12 protein-coding genes, 1 tRNA gene and 1 pseudogene are annotated in these 16263 nt (G+C 64.4%); 4 read left to right on the top strand and 10 right to left on the bottom strand.

Annotation, left to right across the window (positions count from 1 at the left end):
* Positions 1-42: 42 nt before the first annotated feature.
* The 7 genes from VSX60_RS03070 to VSX60_RS03100 are packed head-to-tail and all read right to left on the bottom strand — an operon-like array spanning position 43 to position 7575.
* Positions 43-2241 (bottom strand): oxidoreductase, encoded by a 2199-nt coding sequence (locus VSX60_RS03070; RefSeq protein ID WP_327622682.1) that lies wholly within the window; start codon positions 2239-2241, stop codon positions 43-45.
* A gap of 43 nt (positions 2242-2284) precedes the next feature.
* Positions 2285-2941, bottom strand: a complete 657-nt coding sequence (locus tag VSX60_RS03075; RefSeq protein ID WP_327622683.1) for a hypothetical protein — start codon at positions 2939-2941, stop codon at positions 2285-2287.
* The gene (locus VSX60_RS03080) at positions 2892-3596 is read right to left on the bottom strand and encodes an ABC transporter ATP-binding protein (protein ID WP_442873047.1); all 705 of its coding nucleotides are present in this window, start codon (positions 3594-3596) and stop codon (positions 2892-2894) included. The genes VSX60_RS03075 and VSX60_RS03080 overlap by 50 nt, the downstream gene beginning before the upstream one ends.
* Positions 3589-4353 carry an ABC transporter ATP-binding protein gene (locus tag VSX60_RS03085; RefSeq protein WP_327622685.1) on the bottom strand — a complete coding sequence of 255 codons (765 nt, stop codon included), beginning with the start codon at positions 4351-4353 and terminating at the stop codon, positions 3589-3591. Before VSX60_RS03085 ends, VSX60_RS03080 begins: the two co-directional genes overlap by 8 nt.
* Positions 4340-5353 carry a branched-chain amino acid ABC transporter permease gene (locus VSX60_RS03090; protein WP_327622686.1) on the bottom strand — a complete coding sequence of 338 codons (1014 nt, stop codon included), beginning with the start codon at positions 5351-5353 and terminating at the stop codon, positions 4340-4342. The genes VSX60_RS03085 and VSX60_RS03090 overlap by 14 nt, the downstream gene beginning before the upstream one ends.
* Positions 5346-6266, bottom strand: coding sequence for a branched-chain amino acid ABC transporter permease (locus VSX60_RS03095; RefSeq protein ID WP_327622687.1), 921 nt, complete (start codon positions 6264-6266; stop codon positions 5346-5348). Before VSX60_RS03095 ends, VSX60_RS03090 begins: the two co-directional genes overlap by 8 nt.
* A 16-nt stretch (positions 6267-6282) precedes the next feature.
* Positions 6283-7575 carry an ABC transporter substrate-binding protein gene (locus tag VSX60_RS03100; protein ID WP_327622688.1) on the bottom strand — a complete coding sequence of 431 codons (1293 nt, stop codon included), beginning with the start codon at positions 7573-7575 and terminating at the stop codon, positions 6283-6285.
* A 1347-nt stretch (positions 7576-8922) separates the two neighbouring features.
* On the opposite strand from VSX60_RS03100, the pseudogene VSX60_RS03105 reads away from it, so the two are divergent.
* Positions 8923-9117: pseudogene (locus VSX60_RS03105) on the top strand (pirin-like C-terminal cupin domain-containing protein); the annotation flags it as partial.
* Positions 9118-9407: 290 nt separating this feature from the next.
* Here the strand turns inward: VSX60_RS03105 and VSX60_RS03110 are convergent.
* The 3 genes from VSX60_RS03110 to VSX60_RS03120 form a co-directional block, all read right to left on the bottom strand.
* Positions 9408-9497, bottom strand: a tRNA-Ser gene (locus tag VSX60_RS03110).
* 412 nt (positions 9498-9909) lie between these two features.
* Positions 9910-10719 (bottom strand): polysaccharide deacetylase, encoded by an 810-nt coding sequence (locus tag VSX60_RS03115; protein WP_327622689.1) that lies wholly within the window; start codon positions 10717-10719, stop codon positions 9910-9912.
* Positions 10716-11939, bottom strand: a complete 1224-nt coding sequence (locus tag VSX60_RS03120; RefSeq protein WP_327622690.1) for a glycosyltransferase family 4 protein — start codon at positions 11937-11939, stop codon at positions 10716-10718. The genes VSX60_RS03115 and VSX60_RS03120 overlap by 4 nt, the downstream gene beginning before the upstream one ends.
* A gap of 195 nt (positions 11940-12134) precedes the next feature.
* Here VSX60_RS03120 and VSX60_RS03125 point away from each other — a divergent pair, with 195 nt between their 5' ends.
* Genes VSX60_RS03125 through VSX60_RS03135 form a run of 3 tightly spaced genes read left to right on the top strand, consistent with a single transcriptional unit; the run spans position 12135 to position 16263 of the window.
* The gene (locus tag VSX60_RS03125) at positions 12135-14117 is read left to right on the top strand and encodes an ABC transporter substrate-binding protein (RefSeq protein ID WP_327622691.1); all 1983 of its coding nucleotides are present in this window, start codon (positions 12135-12137) and stop codon (positions 14115-14117) included.
* Entirely contained in the window at positions 14114-15112 is a 999-nt protein-coding gene (locus tag VSX60_RS03130; protein WP_327622692.1) for an ABC transporter permease, read from the top strand. The genes VSX60_RS03125 and VSX60_RS03130 overlap by 4 nt, the downstream gene beginning before the upstream one ends.
* Positions 15109-16263 (top strand): ABC transporter permease, encoded by a 1155-nt coding sequence (locus tag VSX60_RS03135; protein ID WP_327622693.1) that lies wholly within the window; start codon positions 15109-15111, stop codon positions 16261-16263. The genes VSX60_RS03130 and VSX60_RS03135 overlap by 4 nt, the downstream gene beginning before the upstream one ends.

The following is a 16263-nucleotide window of genomic DNA, read 5'->3' on the forward strand; positions in this document are numbered from 1 at the left end:
GGCCGGCCGTCCACCGGCTGGCCCGACTTTCCTCTTTGCGTTCTAGAGCTTCCACTCCTGGCGGTACTCGCCGCCGGGCAGGTAAGCCGAGCCCCAGACCGAGGCTTCGCGCTTGTAGGCAAGCGGAAGCTGTGGATTGGCTTCCTCGATCTCGCGAGCGATGCGATGCCCGTCGAAGGTCGCATCGGCCATCAGCTTCGGCGCCCAGGCATCGCCGACCACGTAGACACCCTTGATGTCGTTCGCGGCCCACTCGTCCTTGCGGGCCTTGAGTTCGCGGAACAGCCCATCGTTCGATCGACGCCCCGTGACCAGAACCAGCGTGTCGTACTCGTGCCACTCGTGGGTTCGGTTCTCCACGCGCGGGATCACCCCAGGGCCGCGATACTCCCGCCGGGAGCCGTCGCCCCAGATGTTGTAGATTTCGATCCGACCATCCTCGACTTTGGTGACCCAGCTGTCGCCGACGACCCGGACATGCAACTCGTGCAGGCGGCGGTGCATGTTCGGCGCCTCCAGCGTGAAGTGCATGTATTTGCCGAACCCGACGCCATCGATCACCGACACCTCGTGGCCCTTGGCGGCCAGCATCTCGGCCAATGACGGGCCCATGAAATATGGATCCGCGTTGAGGATCGTGACCCGCTTGCCGACGGCCTTGCCGTCGACCAGGATCTGCTCCGGTGTCGCGTGGTTCGGCTTGCTGGAATCGATTCCCGGAATCGGATCATGGCTGAGGGCGTTGGTGCCGTCGCCGCACCAGGACGAGCCGGTGGCGAGGATCACCTTGTCGGCGCCGTAGGCGAGGACATCGTCCGCCGTCAACGCCTTGCCGCCGAGCGCCAATTGGCTGTCGCGGTTCTTCTTGACCAGCTTGTCGAGCTGCACTTCGCGATAGTCGCGGTGATAGCCCCACTCGCCGAGACCCGGCAGCGTCACCACCGTATTGACGTGGCCGCCCACCTTGTCGGCGCTGTCGGCCAGATGGACCACATAGCCGCGCTCCATCAGCACCCGCGCCGCCTCGCCGCCCGCCGGACCGGCGCCGATCACTAGAATGGTATCGTCGGACCCGGCCTGCTCGAACTTCTCGGGGTGCCAGCCGCGGCGGTATTCCTCGCCCGCGGTGGCGTTCTGGGTGCAGATCATCGGCGGTCCGCCGATCTCCCAGCGCGAGATGCAGACGTTGCAACCAATACAGGTCCGCACGTCGTCCATCCGGCCTTCCTGGATCTTCTGCGGCAGGAACGGGTCCGAGATCGATGGGCGGGCGCAGCTGATGATGTCGAGTTCACCGTTGCGGATGACCTCGGCCATCTTTTCCGGATCGGTGAAACGGCCAACGCCCAAAACGGCCTTCTTGGAATGTTGCTTGACGAATTTCTGCCACGGGATCTGGTGGCCCTGGCGATAAAATCGCGACGGACCGGCATCCTCGCCCCATTCGGCGATGTCGCCGACCTTGATGTCCCAGACATCGACCAGATCGTCCGCGAGCTGAATGAACTTGATGCCGTCGACCTCGACCTCGACACCGGCGGTGCCGTAGAGCGAGTCGATCGCGAAACGCGAGGCGATGGCGCAGTCGTTCCCGACCGCTTTCTTCACCTGTTCCAGGGTCTCGACCCAGAACCGGGCGCGGTTCTCGAATGCGCCGCCGTACTTGTCGGTGCGCTTGTTGTGGTAGGGCGACAGGAACTGCACCGGCAGATAGGCGTGGCCGCCATAGACATTGACGATGTCGAAGCCTGCGTCGCGCGAGCGGAGCGCCGCGTCGACATAATACTGCTGGACCTGACGAATGTCGTCATGGTCCATCTCGTGGCAGTAGGTCAGGGTCTCGAATTCCGAGGCGTACTGGGTGGCGCCGCGCGGCGTGCAGCGGGTCTCCATGCAAGGCGCGTGCGACGAGCCATACCACAGCTCGACGCCGGCCAGCGCGTCGTGCCTGTGGATCTCGTCGGTCATCGCCCGCAGGTTGCGCACGTCGCCTTCGTCCCAGATCCGCGCCGAGACGCGGTGGGTATCGTCGGATTCCGGGTGGATCGAGCAATATTCGGTGTTGATGGCCCCCCAGCCACCCTCGGCCTTGACGCCGCGATGCGCCGCCTGGAAGCCCGGCTTGTCCGACCCCGCCCCGATGCAGTGCGGACTCTGATGGAACCGGTTCTTCATCACCTTCGGACCGATCTGGATCGGCTCGAAAAGGATATCGTATTTGGCCGGTCGCTTGTCTGCCATCGTGTTTCTCCCCTGAATTGGCGGCCTGAGGCCTCTTGCTGCGTTAGTCTTTGTTCTCCGGCTTTGTTGTCAGGCCCGTGCTGATCATCAGTGCCGCGGCCAGGAATTTTCTCGGGTCGTCGAAGACCGGCAGCTTCTCCGCCCGCCAGCGATCGTGGAGGCGGCAGACCGGTGGTTCGCCACGTTCGAGGGCGGCGAGCGCCTCGGCGGCCTCTCGGGCGAAGGCCTTCATCCGGGTGCGCGTGCTCTGCTGATACGTGTCCCAATGCTTCGCCTCCATGCGCAGGTGGAACAGCGAGGAGCGGGCACGACGGGCGATCCGCATGCCGGCGATAAAGCTGTCCGCCCCGCTCCAAAGCCCGCGCGCGCGGGCATAGAGCCGGTGGGCGCGCGCTTCCTGGCCGGACAGTCGCTCCGCCAGGGCGGCGTTGGCGAGGCTGGTCGCATAGCGCGGATCGGAGCGGCGGAACCTCCAGAAGGCGAGGCGTCGGGCCCGGCGCCAGAGCCGGATCGCCTGATCCGCGTCGCCGGACCGCCAAGCAGCCTCGGCGTCCTCCTGCAGCCGCTCCCAGCGCAGATCGGCGCGGCGCCAGCCGGCGGCGCGGGCTGCCTTCTCCTCGCGGTTCCGCTTCTCGTCTGACGCCGCGGCGTCAGAAACCGAGATACGCGGCGCGGACATGGTCGTTGTCGTGAAGTTCATCTGCGGGTCCTTCAAGCGCCATGGCGCCGGTCTCGAGCACGTAGGCGTAGTCGGCCAGGTCGAGCGCGAGCTCGGCATTCTGCTCGACCAGCACGACCGTCACGCCTTCCTTCCCGATCTGTTCGACGATCCGGGCAATCTGTTCGACGATCACCGGGGCGAGGCCCATCGACGGCTCGTCCATCAGCAGGAGCTTCGGTCGGCTCATCAGCGCGCGGCCGATCGCCAGCATCTGCTGCTCGCCGCCCGAAAGCGTCTGCGCGCGCTGGCGCCGCCGCTCGCGGAGCCGCTCGAAGCGGACATAGATGCCGTCCAGATCGGCGGCGATGGCCGCCTTGTCGCGTCGCAAGAAGGCGCCGGTGCGCAGGTTCTCCTCGACGGTGAGATCGGGAAATATCCGGCGCCCTTCCGGCACATGGGCGATGCCGAGAGCGACGATGCGGTCCGGCGGCAGCCTGTCGATCCGCTCGCCGCGGAAGCGGATTTCGCCGGCAGTGAGCTTGGCGAGACCGGAAATGGCCCGCAGCGTCGTCGTCTTGCCGGCGCCGTTGCCGCCGATGATGGTGACGATGGCGCCTTCGGGGATGGTCATGGAGACGCCGCGCAATGCCGCGACCTTGCCGTAGCTCACGGCGGCGCCGTCGATCTCAAGCAACATGGCGCGCACCTCCGAGATAGGCCCTGATCACCTCCGGATGATTGCGGATTTCGCTCGCCGTGCCCTCGGCCAGCAGCTTGCCGAAATTCATGCAGGTAATGCGGTCGCAAAGTCCCATGATCGCGTGCATGTCGTGCTCAACCAGAAGGATGGTCACGCCCGAGGCATTCAGCTTGCGCATCAGCGCCATCATCGCCTTCGTCTCCTCCGGATTCATGCCGGTGAAGGGCTCGTCGAGCAGCACCATTTCCGGTGCCGAGGCCAGCGCCACCGCCATGCCGAGCGCGCGTTGATGGCCGTGGGAGAGGTCGCCCGCGCGCTCCTGCGCATGGTCGGCGAGACCGAAGAAATCGAGTGCCCGCTCGGCCTTCTCGCGCGCCGCGTGGCGTTCGGCACGGTCGGTTCCCAGAAGCGCGGTGTGAAGCGCCGGAAAATGCTGCATGTGCGTGCCGACCAGGGCGTTCTCGACGACGCTCAATTCGGCGAACAGCGTCGAGTGCTGGAAGGTGCGGACCAGCCCCTTCCGCGCCACTCGGAACATCGGCAGGCCCGAAATCTCCTCGCCCTTGAAACGGACATGACCGGAACTCGGTGTGTAGAATCCCGAGATCATGTTGAAGGTGGTGGTCTTGCCGGCGCCGTTCGGACCGATCAGGCCGTGGATCGTGCCCTTTTCGACCGTGAATGACAGTGCGTCCACCGCGATCAGGCCACCGAAACGCATGGTGAGCTGGTCGACTTCAAGAAGCGTCATGGGCCGCCTCCATATCCGTGGCTTTCGCACCCGCCGCCGGTCGCGTGTCGGCGCGCTTCGTCGCTTGCGTGAACCGCTGTACCAGGCTCTCGAGCCCCTTCGGCAGGAACAGCACCGAGGCGATCAGCACGAGGCCGTAGATCAGCGGCCGCCACTGCTCGAAGCCGATCTCGCGGAGCACGATCTCATTCAGCACAGTCAGCGCGATGCAGCCCAGGATCGGGCCATAGAAGGTCGCCGTGCCACCGACGATCGCCCAGGTCAGCACGAACACCATCATCTCGACGTCGAAGCTGTTCGGATTGATGGTGCCGATATAATGCGCCAGCAGCGCGCCCGAGAGTCCGGCAAATCCGCTGGCGATGACGAAGGCCAGCGTGCGCCAGGCGCGAACATTGACGCCGGCCGCCCCCGCAAGCTTGTCCTGCCAGTGGACGGCATGGAAGGTCAGCCCGACGGGCGAGCGCTCGATCCGCCACAAGACCCACAGCGAGGCGCCCACCACCACAAGGGCGAGATAATAATAGCTGACCGGCTCGAAGAAATCGAAACGCAGCCACCCGAGGTCGAGGTCCGGCACCCCCTCGATCCGCTTCAAGCCTTTGGGGCCGCCGAAGGGCTCGCGAAACCGTTTCCAAAGCAGGCGGATGATCTCGCCGGCGGCAAACGAGCCGATCAGGAAATAGAAGCCCTTCATCCGAAACAGCGGGAAACTCAACACCAGCGCGACGGCCGCGGCGGTCAGCGCCCCGAGTATCGCCGAAACCGGCACCCAGATTCCGAAATGCTTGGAATACAGCGCCGAGGCGTAGGCGCCGACACCCATGATGACGACATGACCCAGCGACCATTCGCCGGTCAGCGTCAGCAGGCGGTAAGAGGCGACCAGCAATACGTTGATGGTCAGAAAGACCAGGATTTCCTGCTGTGAGTAGGACAGCGCGTGGGGCACGAGGATGAGAAGCGCCGCCAGCGCGATCCATGCGAGCCCCTTAAGCACGGTCCACCGTCCCGAAGAGGCCCGTCGGTTTCACGATCAGCACGAGCAACATCAGCCCAAGCCCCACGATATCGGCGATCACCCCGTCCCAGAACGTCGTGACGAAGGTATGGATGAAGGCGTAGGCGACCGCCGCCACCACCGCCCCCTCCAGCGAGCCAACCCCGCCGACGATGATCACGATGAAGGCGGTGATGATGACGCTGTGGCCCATATACGGGTTGACGCTGACCAGCGGCGCCGACAGCGCGCCCGCCACCCCGGCCAGCGCCGCGCCGATGAACATGGCGATGCGCGCGGTCTGGTTGATCGCGATGCCCTGCAAGGCCGCCGCCTCCGGATCCTGGGCACTGGCGCGCAGCGCCCAGCCGAAACGGGTTTTCTTCAAGAACAGCCAGAGCGCGGTCAGCAGCACGATCGCGGCGATCACGACATAGAGTCGCTGAACCGGAAAGCGGACCCTTTCGAAAAAGATGATGACGTCCTGGGTCACCGGCGGGACATGCTCCATGCGCACTCCGAAGAGCAGCACGGCCGCCGCCTGCAGGACCATGAGGAAGCCGATCGAGGCGACGAGCCCCCCGAGCGGGTTGTCGCGGAGCGGGCGAAACAGCGCCCGCTCCATGGCAAGCCCGAGAATGCCGACGAAGACAAGCCCCGCAGCGACCGCGATCGGGAACGGGACGGCGAGGTCCGCATAGAGCGCCACCACCGCATAGGCACCCGCCATGAACAGTTCGCCATGGGCGAAATTGATGACCCCCATCACGCCGAAGATCAGCACGAGCCCGACGGCCACCAGCGACATGTAGCTGGCGGCATAGATCGCATTCAGTCCGGTTTGCAGAAGCAGGTCCATGGCTCGGCAGATCGCGACAGGAGAGAAGAAGCGGCGGACCGTCAGGTCCGCCATCGGGCCGGCGCCGGCGTCAGCCGCGCTGGTTCCACATCTGGCCGTAGGCCTCCATGTGCTTCTTCAGGAGTTCGCCGTGCTTGTCGTACCAGGCGGGGATGCTCCGGAACTCCTTGATCACCGCCTTGCCGTTCTCGATCCGCACCACGGGCCAGTCTCCGACCAGCGCGTTGTCGATGCCGAACAGGTCCTTGCCCCACCATTCGGCCTCGCCGAAAGCGTGCTTGCCGACCTGTTTCATGGCGGCGAGCACCGCGTCGGGCTCGGCGCTACCGGCAGTCTCGGCCGCGGCCTTCCAAAGGTCCATGATCGAGGCATATTCCCAGGAAACCGCGCCCCACTCGCCCGGATGGCGTTCGTTGTAGACCTCGTAGAACTTGTTGGCGTCCTTGAAGTTGATGTTGTCGGCATTGAGCGCAGGGTCGTCGAAGTCCGGAAACTGGAAGATGAAGCCTTCCATGAACTCCTTCGAGGTCTTCTCGATAATCTGGTCGTAGAAGTCGGCGGTGCAGGAGATGATCTGCCCCTTGTAGCCTTGCTGGAACAGCTGCTCGCAGATCGGATGGACATAGTCGGCGTAGGAGGTGTCGAGACAAACGATATCCGGGTTGTTGGCGATCAGCTTGGTGACCACGGGCGCGAAGTCGGTGGTCGCCGGATCGAACAAGAGCGGCTCCTCCTGCATCTCGATCCCGGCCGCCTCGAAAGCCGCCAGATAGGTGGCGACCGACGGCAGTCCCAGCGCGTCGTCCTGAGCACACATCACCGCCGTCTTCAGGCCGGGATTGTTCTCGGTCAGCCACTCGACGCCGGTGACGTTGTAGATCGGGTGGACCTCGGCCGGCGCCACCAGCGTCGTGGTGTCGGGCGATAGGTCGGAGGGCAGCAGCGTCGAGAACAGCATACCGGTCTTGTCGGCTACCGGCTGGGCGCCCGGCCAGGTATCGCCGCCCAACATCATGACGAATTTGACCTCGTCCTCCCGGATCAACTGTGTCGCACCGGTGCGCGCCTTGGCAGGGTCGTATTCGTTGTCGTAGCCGACGAATTCGATCTTATAATCCCCATCGGCCAGCTTCACCCCGCCCGCCTCGTTGACCCATTCGGCCCAGATCCGGCAGCCGTCGAGCCCTGGCTTGCCCCAGGCGGCCACCGGCCCCGTGAGCGGCGCCAAAAAGCCGATCTTGATGACCTTTTCCTGGGCGAACGCACGAACCGACAGCCCGGACGCCGCGACCGCGCCCAATGCGGCCGTGGCGCCGAGAAGTTTTCTCCGCGTCCAATCAAGCTTGAGAGTCTTGGTAACCATGACAGTCCTCCCTTTGCGTCGCATGGCCTCTTTTTCACCGGCCGATGCGACATCCCTTCGACACCGTTTTTCTTTTTTGATCCGATTACGGACCAATTTATCGGTTTTTGGGCTGATCTGTGGAAAAATCTATCATCGATCTGATCCAATTTCAACCAAATCTAGTCATTTTCCGAAATTGGTTGATTCATGCCCGATCAGCGAGGAACGGCTTTAGGCGGTGCAACCGTCAGTAACGCTATGAATCAGCCATTGTCGGATGGGGCAAAAACCGAGATGCACGGTTCGATTTTGGATCAACTGGGGGTGATGGCGCGCAAATGGCCTGCCCCCAATGGCCGGATGACCGTTGATCGCGCGAATCCGAACCGTGGCGGGACGAGACCACTGCCGTAGTGGCGCCCGCCGCAACGACCGGGTTGACGGTCAACGATCCGGCAGCGATCGCTAACAGTCCGCGATCCCAGCCTCGGACGAGCCCGAACCTTTCCCACCCGCCGCCGGCAGCAGGAATGGCGTGGCTCACGGAAGTCGAGATCAGACGCGTCAGATCACGCCTGCATCGGGCTCGGGCATGCCGCTCCCAAAGTAGTCGATCAACGCGGACCGCGCCGATCTTCGCCGGATCCCGGTAGCGCCATCCGCACAAATACCACATCCCTGACCAAACCTCTGTCGCAGCTGAAACCGTCTTCGAAGCCGTCCCTTGGCGTGAGGTAAATGAGCGGCGCGGTACCGAGATTCGGTTGCCGGCGCGCTTCGCCGTGATCCGGCGATGATCATCGTCCACTCGTTGCCTGAGCGCGTCATGCTCCCGATTTGCGCGTCGACGACGGAAGAGGACGATCAGAGAAACGGATCGTCGAGCGTCGGATCACCGCTCCGTTTTCCTCGACTATGGTACGCCTACGGTGAAGGCCGCCTTGCGAATGTTGGAGTATGGGTGTTTCATATTACGCCCGAAGCGTGAAGCGTGAAGCGTGATGAGATGGTAGTGGAGACCGCCGTTCCGCGCGATATTTATCAAGTGATCCCGATTTCGCGGTAGAGACTTTTCCATGGGCCAGTCCGGGCAGCCAAACCAAAAGGGCATGGATGTCGCCGCGACGTTCTTCGGGTACTTGATGTCCGAGTAAGGTGCCGGTCGTAGACCTCGACGACGGCTATCTCCATCTCGTGGGCCTGATGACTGGGCGTTCCACGGATCTCTCTGAACATAAAAGTAAGGAGGGTCGGCTCGAACCCATCCGCGATACGTTCTTCTGCCATTGTCGCAAAGGCATTCACGAGAAGCTTTGCCGGGGTCATGCTGTCTGTGTAGGGCGGTGAGAAAGTAGGCCACGAAGCGGCGCGCAGATGGACGGTCCGCGCTACATCTGGTGGAACTTCGTGTCCTCGCGCCCCGAGCGTATCGAGCAGGCCAAGGAAGAATGGCGCCGGGGCCGCTTCGAGACGGTGCCAGGTGACGAGGAGGAGTTCATCCCCTTGCCCGAGAACGCGCGGCAGGTGATGCGCGCCGAAGGCGGGGTGCACTACCCGTGAGCCCTCGCCTTGCCGCGTCGGCTGTCGCGCTTGTAACGGTGTCCCGCTGCCCCGGTCTTTGCCGCCGACGAGCCCACCATGCTCGAGCTCGCCGGAATAGAGACTGTCGGGCGGACACCGCTTCAGCCTGCAGCAACCGGCTGACACTATACGCCAGCAGCGGGATAGACGACCTTGTTCTGCGCTGTTCTTTGTGCGCCTGGCGTCGGCACACCCGTGTGTACCAGGAGGCGGTTACGAAAGCCTTGCTATGCAGTAACCCCTTTGTAGAAAGGGTTTGGATCAAGTTCTGGCGGAGAGGGGGGGATTCGAACCCCCGATACGCTTGCACGTATGCCGCATTTCGAGTGCGGTGCATTCGACCACTCTGCCACCTCTCCGGCCGAAACCCCGAAAATCTTCGGGGTGTCTTCGCAAAAGGCGCGGCGTCGACGCGGGAACCGCGTCACCCATCCGCACCCTCATTCTGTGAACCGAGGCATGGTCGGCGCTTCATCAGCGCGCGGCTCTCTTATCAAAGGCTTGGGCGCCGACACAAGAGCAAAGGCGCCGTCTTCGTCACTTCATGGCCCGCCGGCGGTCTCACGGGCGAATTTCGCCGGCCGGTGGCGGCGATCAAGCGTCCCGCGCGGCCGCCGCGCCAGCACGGAAATGAGAAAAGCGGGAACCGGTTTTCGACCCGCATTCCGCGGCAACTGATCGGAATCGCCCCCATGCGTGACATCGGATCGATCCGATGTCACGCGAACTGGAGCCGGGTGACTCTAGCCGCGCGAATAAAGCGGCCACGCATCAGCACGTGTTCTCGGACCGGTCCGCCCGAGCACCGGCTTCGCCGATCCCGCCGGTAAGCGGCAGGTCAAAAAGCGCCGGCACGGGTGGCCAGACAACTTCGGGTTGAGGCGCGAGGAAATCCAGCAACGCATCGAGCAATGTCCAGGCCGCCTCGTCGTGCTGCAGATGATGGCTGAGCAGCCCGATCGGCTCGCCATCGCCGCCGCCATTCAGGCGATGGTCGATTTCGGCCGCCAGAAGCCGGTCGGCCTCGGCCGGCGTCAGCCCCCTCGCCTCGCGCCAGTTCATCAGGTCGAGATGGGTGTTCAGCCGGTGCGGCTCGGCCGACGCGGTGCGGCCGAAGGTGGACAGCCCTGGCACCCCCGCCCCGGCGAGCCTGGCGCGAAACCCTTCGCCGATGCGGTTCCAGGGCGGCACGAACGCCGGCAGAAAGCGGCCGGGAAACAGACTGGCCAGTGCCGCGCGGCCCGCCGCCGCTTCGTCGAGCATGACGCCGATCGGCCGGTGATCGCCGAACTCGGCGCGTTTTTGTCCCTCCGGCGCATGATTGGCGTGGTGCCAGCCGTGGAGAAGGACTGCTACTGCATCGCCACCGGATAGCACCTCGGCCAGTTCCGCCGCGACGCCCTCCGGGATGACCGCGAGCGCCAGTAGCACACCGGCGGCGCGGCGCAGCGCAAGCAGCCGCGTGAGCGGCGCGGTCGGCCGGTTGGCATCGTCATCGCGCCACCAGAATGCGATCGTGCGACCATCGTCACGGGCCGCTTCCAGCGCCGCGCGGGCAAGGGGAAACAGGGCGGCACTCACGCGGCGGCGCGCTCGGCCGCCTCGGTCAGCAGCCGCGCGACATGGTCAATGCCGGGCTCGGGCGAAAACTCCCGGCGAACCTTTGCCTCCCCGGCCTGGCCCAGACGATCGGCGAGCTGCGGATCGTCCATCAACCGCGCCATCGCGGCGGCGAGTTCTTTGGAATCGCGCTCGGCGACGAGCAGTCCGGTCTGCCCGTCCTCGACCAGTTCCGGGATCGCCGAGACCCGCGTCGAGATGACCGGTACACGGTGTGCCTGCGCTTCCATCAAGACGTTGGGCAGCCCGTCGCGATCGCCGGATTTGGCGATGCGGGACGGCAGCACGAACAGGTCGGCGCCCGCCAGCATCTGAAAGACATGCTCGCGCTCGCGGCTGCCATGCCAGACGATGCGCTCGCCGATACCCGCCTTGTCGGCCTGTGCTTGCAGCTTTGCCGTCAGCGGCCCGCCGCCGACATGCTCGAAGCTCCAGTCCCGGTCCCTCAGCCAAGCCAGCGCGCGGATGAGGTCGCCATAGCCCTTCTTCTCGACCGTGCGGCCGACCGAAACGATGCGAAACGGGCCGCTTCGCCCGCGATCTCGATCGACCGGCCGTATCTCGGAGAGGTCGAGGCCATGATAGACGAGTTCGACCGTGCGCGGATTCGCCGCGAGCGAGCGCAGATAGTCGAGATTGACCTTGGTGCAGGTGACGCCGAAGGCGGCCGAGGCGAGTTTTTCGGTCAGCTCCCACGGCTGCGTCGTCCAGATGTCCTTGGCGTGGGCCGAAAACGACCAGCCAAGGCCGCGAATCGTCGCCGCATAGCGGGCAACGGAAGCCGGCGTATGGAGATAGTGGGTGTGCAGCCAGTCGATGTCGGCGGGCAGCTCGCGGGCGAGGACGCAGGCCTGGCCGAAACGGCGATAGCGGTTGGCCGTCGGGTCGCGCTTCAGGTCCGCCTCGAACAGGCGACGCGCCAAACCATAGCCCGGCTGGCGCTCGGCGAAGTCGCGACCGGCGCGGACCCGCGGCGGATCGTCCTTCAGATATTCCGGCAGATAAAGCACGTCCGCCTTGATGCGGCGATGGACGGGATGAACCCCCGCCTCGGCGGGCTGGCGCAACGAGATGATGAGCTGCGCGACGCCGCGATCCTCAAGCCCGGCGATTTCCTGGGCGATGAAGGTCTCCGACAGGCGCGGATAGCCTTTGACGAGTATGGCGATACGCAAAGGCATGGAATCGCTGATTCTCCGGTTCGCCGGCGGCGACATCGCGACGTCGCTCGCGAGAGGTGCATCGCGGCATCTAGGCGACAAACCGCTTGGCCTGCAAGGCGAAGTGCTCCGCGACAGCCGGCGGTCAAACCGTCATTTGACAAATCTCCGGCGCTCGAACCTTACTGATAGCCACGACCCCATGAGGACGCATCGATGGACCGACCGACAGCGCGACGATGGATTGGCTCGCGGAGCGTCTTCGCGGCGGTCTTGGCCCTATCGATCGGCGTAGCGACCGGCTTTGCCACCCCTATCAACGCCCAGACCCTCTTTGCGGAACCGGCCTCCCTCGCCGCCAAGGTCGCGGATGGCGCGTTGCCACCGGTGGCCGAGCGTCTGCCGCAAACCCCGTTCATCCTGCCGGTCGACAACGCCTGCCCGGCCGATCGCCCCGGCGGTACGCTGCGGATGCTCGGCGCCAGTGCCAAGGATACGCGAATCCTCCCGGTCTTCGGTTACGCACGTCTCGTCGGCTACGACGAAAATTACGACATCGTGCCGGATATCGCCGAGAGCTACGCCGTCGAGGAAGGCCGCATCTTCACCTTCCGGCTGCGGCCCAGCATGAAATGGTCCGATGGCGCACCGTTCACCTCCGAGGACTTCCGCTATTTCTGGGAGGACATGGCCAAGAATCCGGACATCGCCAAATTCGGAGTCCCCGCTGAGCTGCTGGTCGATGGCGAGGAACCGGAGGTCACCTTTCCCGGCCCTTACGAGGTCCGCTATGCCTGGACGGGACCCAATCCGAACTTCCTCGCCGCGCTCGCCGCGGCTCTCCCCTTCGAGATCTTCCGGCCCGCCCATTACCTCAAGAAGTATCACGAGAAATACGCCGACCCGAAAAAGCTGAAAGCCAAGATCGAGGCCGCCGGCCAGCGCAACTGGGCCGCGCTGCATTTCAAGAAGGACCGCGGCCACCGCAACGACAATCCGGACCTGCCAACGCTGCAGCCGTGGACGCTCGCCACCAAGCCGCCGGCCGAGCGGCTGACCTTCGAGCGCAATCCCTATTTCCACCGGGTCGACCTGAGGGGCCGGCAACTTCCCTATATCGACAGGGTTACCCTGACGATCGCCAATTCCGGCCTGATTCCGGCCAAGGTCGCCAACGGCGAAGCCGATCTGCAGGCCGCCTATCTCAGCTTTCCCAATTACCCGTTCCTGAAACGCGGCGAGAAACGCAGCGGCTACGAAGTCCGGCGCTGGGAATCGGGCCGCGGCTCGCATGTCGCGCTCTATCCCAACCTCAATGTCACGGACCCGGTTTGGCGCCAGATGATCCGCGACGCCGACTTCCGCCGAGCCCTCTCGCTCGCCATCAATCGGGCCGACATCGACAAGGCGATCTTTTATGGACTCGCCGAGCCGGGCGCCAATACGGTCCTTCCGGGTTCCCCGATGTTCACGCCGGACCTGCCTACCCGCTGGACCGCCTACGACCCCGACAAGGCGAATTTGCTTCTGGACAACCTCGGCCTCAAGCGCGCCACCCGTGGCGGGCTGCGGCATTTGCCGGATGGGCGCGAGATCCGCATCGTGGTCGAGACGGCGGGAGAAAGCAGCGAACAGTCCGACGTCCTGCAACTCGTCCGCGACGATTGGCGCAAGATCGGCATCGACCTTCTGATCCGCGAATCCCAGCGCGAAATCTTCCGCAATCGCATCAAGGCGGGCTCGACGCTGATGTCGGTCTGGACGGGGCTCGACAATGGGCTGCCGACACCGGCCACGGACCCGAAGGAACTCGCCCCCGCGACCGCCGAACAAATGCAATGGCCGGGCTTCGGCATGTGGGTGGAAACCGGCGGCACCGGCGGCGAGGCGCCCGGCGACGGCCCGGACCTTGCCGGCATCCGCGAGCTCATCCAACTCCGCCGGCAATGGATGCGGACGACCGACGCCGCGGAGCGCACGGCGGTCTGGAACAAGATGCTGCGGATCTCGGCCGATGAGGTCTATACGATCGGAATCGTCTCGGGCGTCGATCAGATCGTGGTGGTTTCGGACACGCTGCGGAACGTGCCGGAGCGTGGCGTCTACAACTATAATCCCGGCGCCTATTTCGGCATCTATCATCCCGACGGATTCTGGTTCGATTGCCCCTCGAATGTGGCTGCAGGCTCGCCCTCGTGATCCGCTACGTCGCCCGCCGTCTCGTGACCATGGCCTGGACGCTGCTGGCGATCAGCGTTCTCGTCTTCATCATCATCCAACTGCCGCCCGGCGACTATCTGACCAGCTACATCGCCGAGATTCAGGCACAGGGCGAGAACGTCTCCGCCGACAAGATTGCCTTCCTGCGCGAGCAATACGGCTTGGACAAGCCGCTCTGGCTGCAATATCTGGTCTGGGTGACCGGCCTCGTGCAGGGCGATCTCGGCTATTCCTTCGAATACAACCAGCCTGTCGCAGACGTCGTCGGCGATCGGATACCGATGACGATCCTGCTCAATGTGGCGACGGTCGTCTTCGTCTATCTTGTCTCGTTTCCGATCGGCATCTATTCGGCCACCCACCAATACAGCTGGGGCGACAACGGGCTCAGCGTCCTTGGCTTCCTCGGCCTGGCGACGCCGAACTTCCTGCTGGCGCTGATCCTGCTCTACCTCGCCAATGTATGGTTCGGCACCTCGATCGGCGGATTGATGGCGCCGGAATATATCGACGCGCCGTGGTCGCTTGCCAAGATCGGCTCGGTCCTGTCGCATCTGTGGGTGCCGGTGCTGGTGATCGGCACGGCGGGTACGGCCGGCATGATTCGGCGGCTACGGGCCAATCTCCTCGACGAGCTCAACCGGCAATATGTCGTCACTGCCCGCGCCAAGGGGCTGCCGGAGCGCCGGCTACTGCTCAAATACCCGCTGCGCATGGCGCTCAATCCGTTCATCGCCGATCTCGGCAGCCTGCTGCCGCAAATCGTCTCGGGCTCGGTGATCATTTCGGCGGTAATGTCGCTGCCGACGACCGGGCCGATGCTGCTCTCTTCGTTGCGCAGTCAGGACATGTATCTGGCCGGCTCGTTCCTGATGTTCCTGGCGCTTTTGACGGTGGTCGGCATGTTCGTTTCCGACATCCTGCTGGCGATCCTCGATCCGCGGATTCGCCTCGGCCGGAGTACGGCGCGATGAGCCCCACGCCCCACTTCGTCTCGCGTGAACCGTTCGATCCGGAGGCGACCGTCGCCGCGGGTTCGACGGTGTCTCGAGCCTATATGGAGGCCTCCCAGACGAAGCTGATCTGGTGGCGCTTCCTGCGTCACCGTGTGGCGGTCGTCTCGCTCGCCTTCCTTCTGTTCAGTTATGCCGCGATCGTCATCGTCGAGATGATCGCGCCCTACGAACTCCAGACCCGCAACACCGACTTTATCTTCGCTCCGCCGCAACCGCTGCATCTCGTCCACGACAGCCGGTTCGTCGGCCCATTCGTCTATCCGCTCGATTACGAATTGAACCTGGAGACGTTGAAGCGCGAATACGGCGAAGACACCTCCCGGCCGCTGCCGCTGCGGTTCTTCTGTCAGGGCGACCCTTATGAATTCTGGGGCATCGTGGGCGCCCGGTTCCATTTCGTCTGCCCGCCCGAGGGGGGCACATTCTTCCTGCTGGGCACCGACCGTCTCGGCCGCGACATGTTTTCACGCATCTCCTACGGCGCGCGCATATCGCTGACCGTCGGCCTCGTCGGCGTCACGCTCAGCTTTCTTCTGGGTATTACCATCGGCGGGCTCGCCGGTTATTTCGGCGGCTGGGTCGACTCCGTCGTGCAGCGGACGACGGAAATCCTGCGGTCGATCCCAGAACTACCGCTCTGGCTCGCCCTTTCCGCGGCGCTCCCGGTCACCTGGAGCCCGCTGCTGATCTATTTCGGCATCACCCTGATCCTGGCACTGCTCGACTGGCCGGGGCTGGCGCGCGCTGTGCGCTCGAAACTCTTCGCTCTGCGCGAGGAAGACTTCGTCGTCGCAGCCGAAATGCTGGGCGCCAGTCCGCGGCGGATCATCTTCCGGCATTTGCTGCCGAATTTCATGAGCCATCTGATTGCCTCGGCGTCGCTGTCGATCCCGACGATGATCCTGGCCGAGACGGCCTTAAGCTTCCTCGGGCTGGGTCTGAGGCCACCGATCACCAGTTGGGGCGTCTTGCTGTCGGAGGCGCAGAACATCGAGGCAGTGGCGCTCTATCCGTGGCTGCTGTTGCCCATGCTGCCGGTGGTCCTGACCGTGCTCGCCTTCAGTTTCGTCGGCGACGGCTTGCGCGACGCGGTCGACCCGCATCACTAG

Source organism: Aurantimonas sp. A3-2-R12 (genome assembly GCF_036016755.1).
Classification (GTDB): Bacteria; Pseudomonadota; Alphaproteobacteria; order Rhizobiales; family Rhizobiaceae; genus Aurantimonas; species Aurantimonas coralicida_A.

What these genes read in the sequence shown, in the direction of transcription:
- VSX60_RS03120 (WP_327622690.1), bottom strand. Translation starts at nt 11,939, where the DNA reads ATGCCTTTGCGTATCGCCATACTCGTCAAAGGCTATCCGCGCCTGTCG.
- VSX60_RS03125 (WP_327622691.1), top strand. Translation starts at nt 12,135, where the DNA reads ATGGACCGACCGACAGCGCGACGATGGATTGGCTCGCGGAGCGTCTTC.
- VSX60_RS03070 (WP_327622682.1), bottom strand. Translation starts at nt 2,241, where the DNA reads ATGGCAGACAAGCGACCGGCCAAATACGATATCCTTTTCGAGCCGATC.
- VSX60_RS03075 (WP_327622683.1), bottom strand. Translation starts at nt 2,941, where the DNA reads ATGAACTTCACGACAACGACCATGTCCGCGCCGCGTATCTCGGTTTCT.
- VSX60_RS03100 (WP_327622688.1), bottom strand. Translation starts at nt 7,575, where the DNA reads ATGGTTACCAAGACTCTCAAGCTTGATTGGACGCGGAGAAAACTTCTC.
- VSX60_RS03095 (WP_327622687.1), bottom strand. Translation starts at nt 6,266, where the DNA reads ATGGCGGACCTGACGGTCCGCCGCTTCTTCTCTCCTGTCGCGATCTGC.
- VSX60_RS03135 (WP_327622693.1), top strand. Translation starts at nt 15,109, where the DNA reads ATGAGCCCCACGCCCCACTTCGTCTCGCGTGAACCGTTCGATCCGGAG.
- VSX60_RS03085 (WP_327622685.1), bottom strand. Translation starts at nt 4,353, where the DNA reads ATGACGCTTCTTGAAGTCGACCAGCTCACCATGCGTTTCGGTGGCCTG.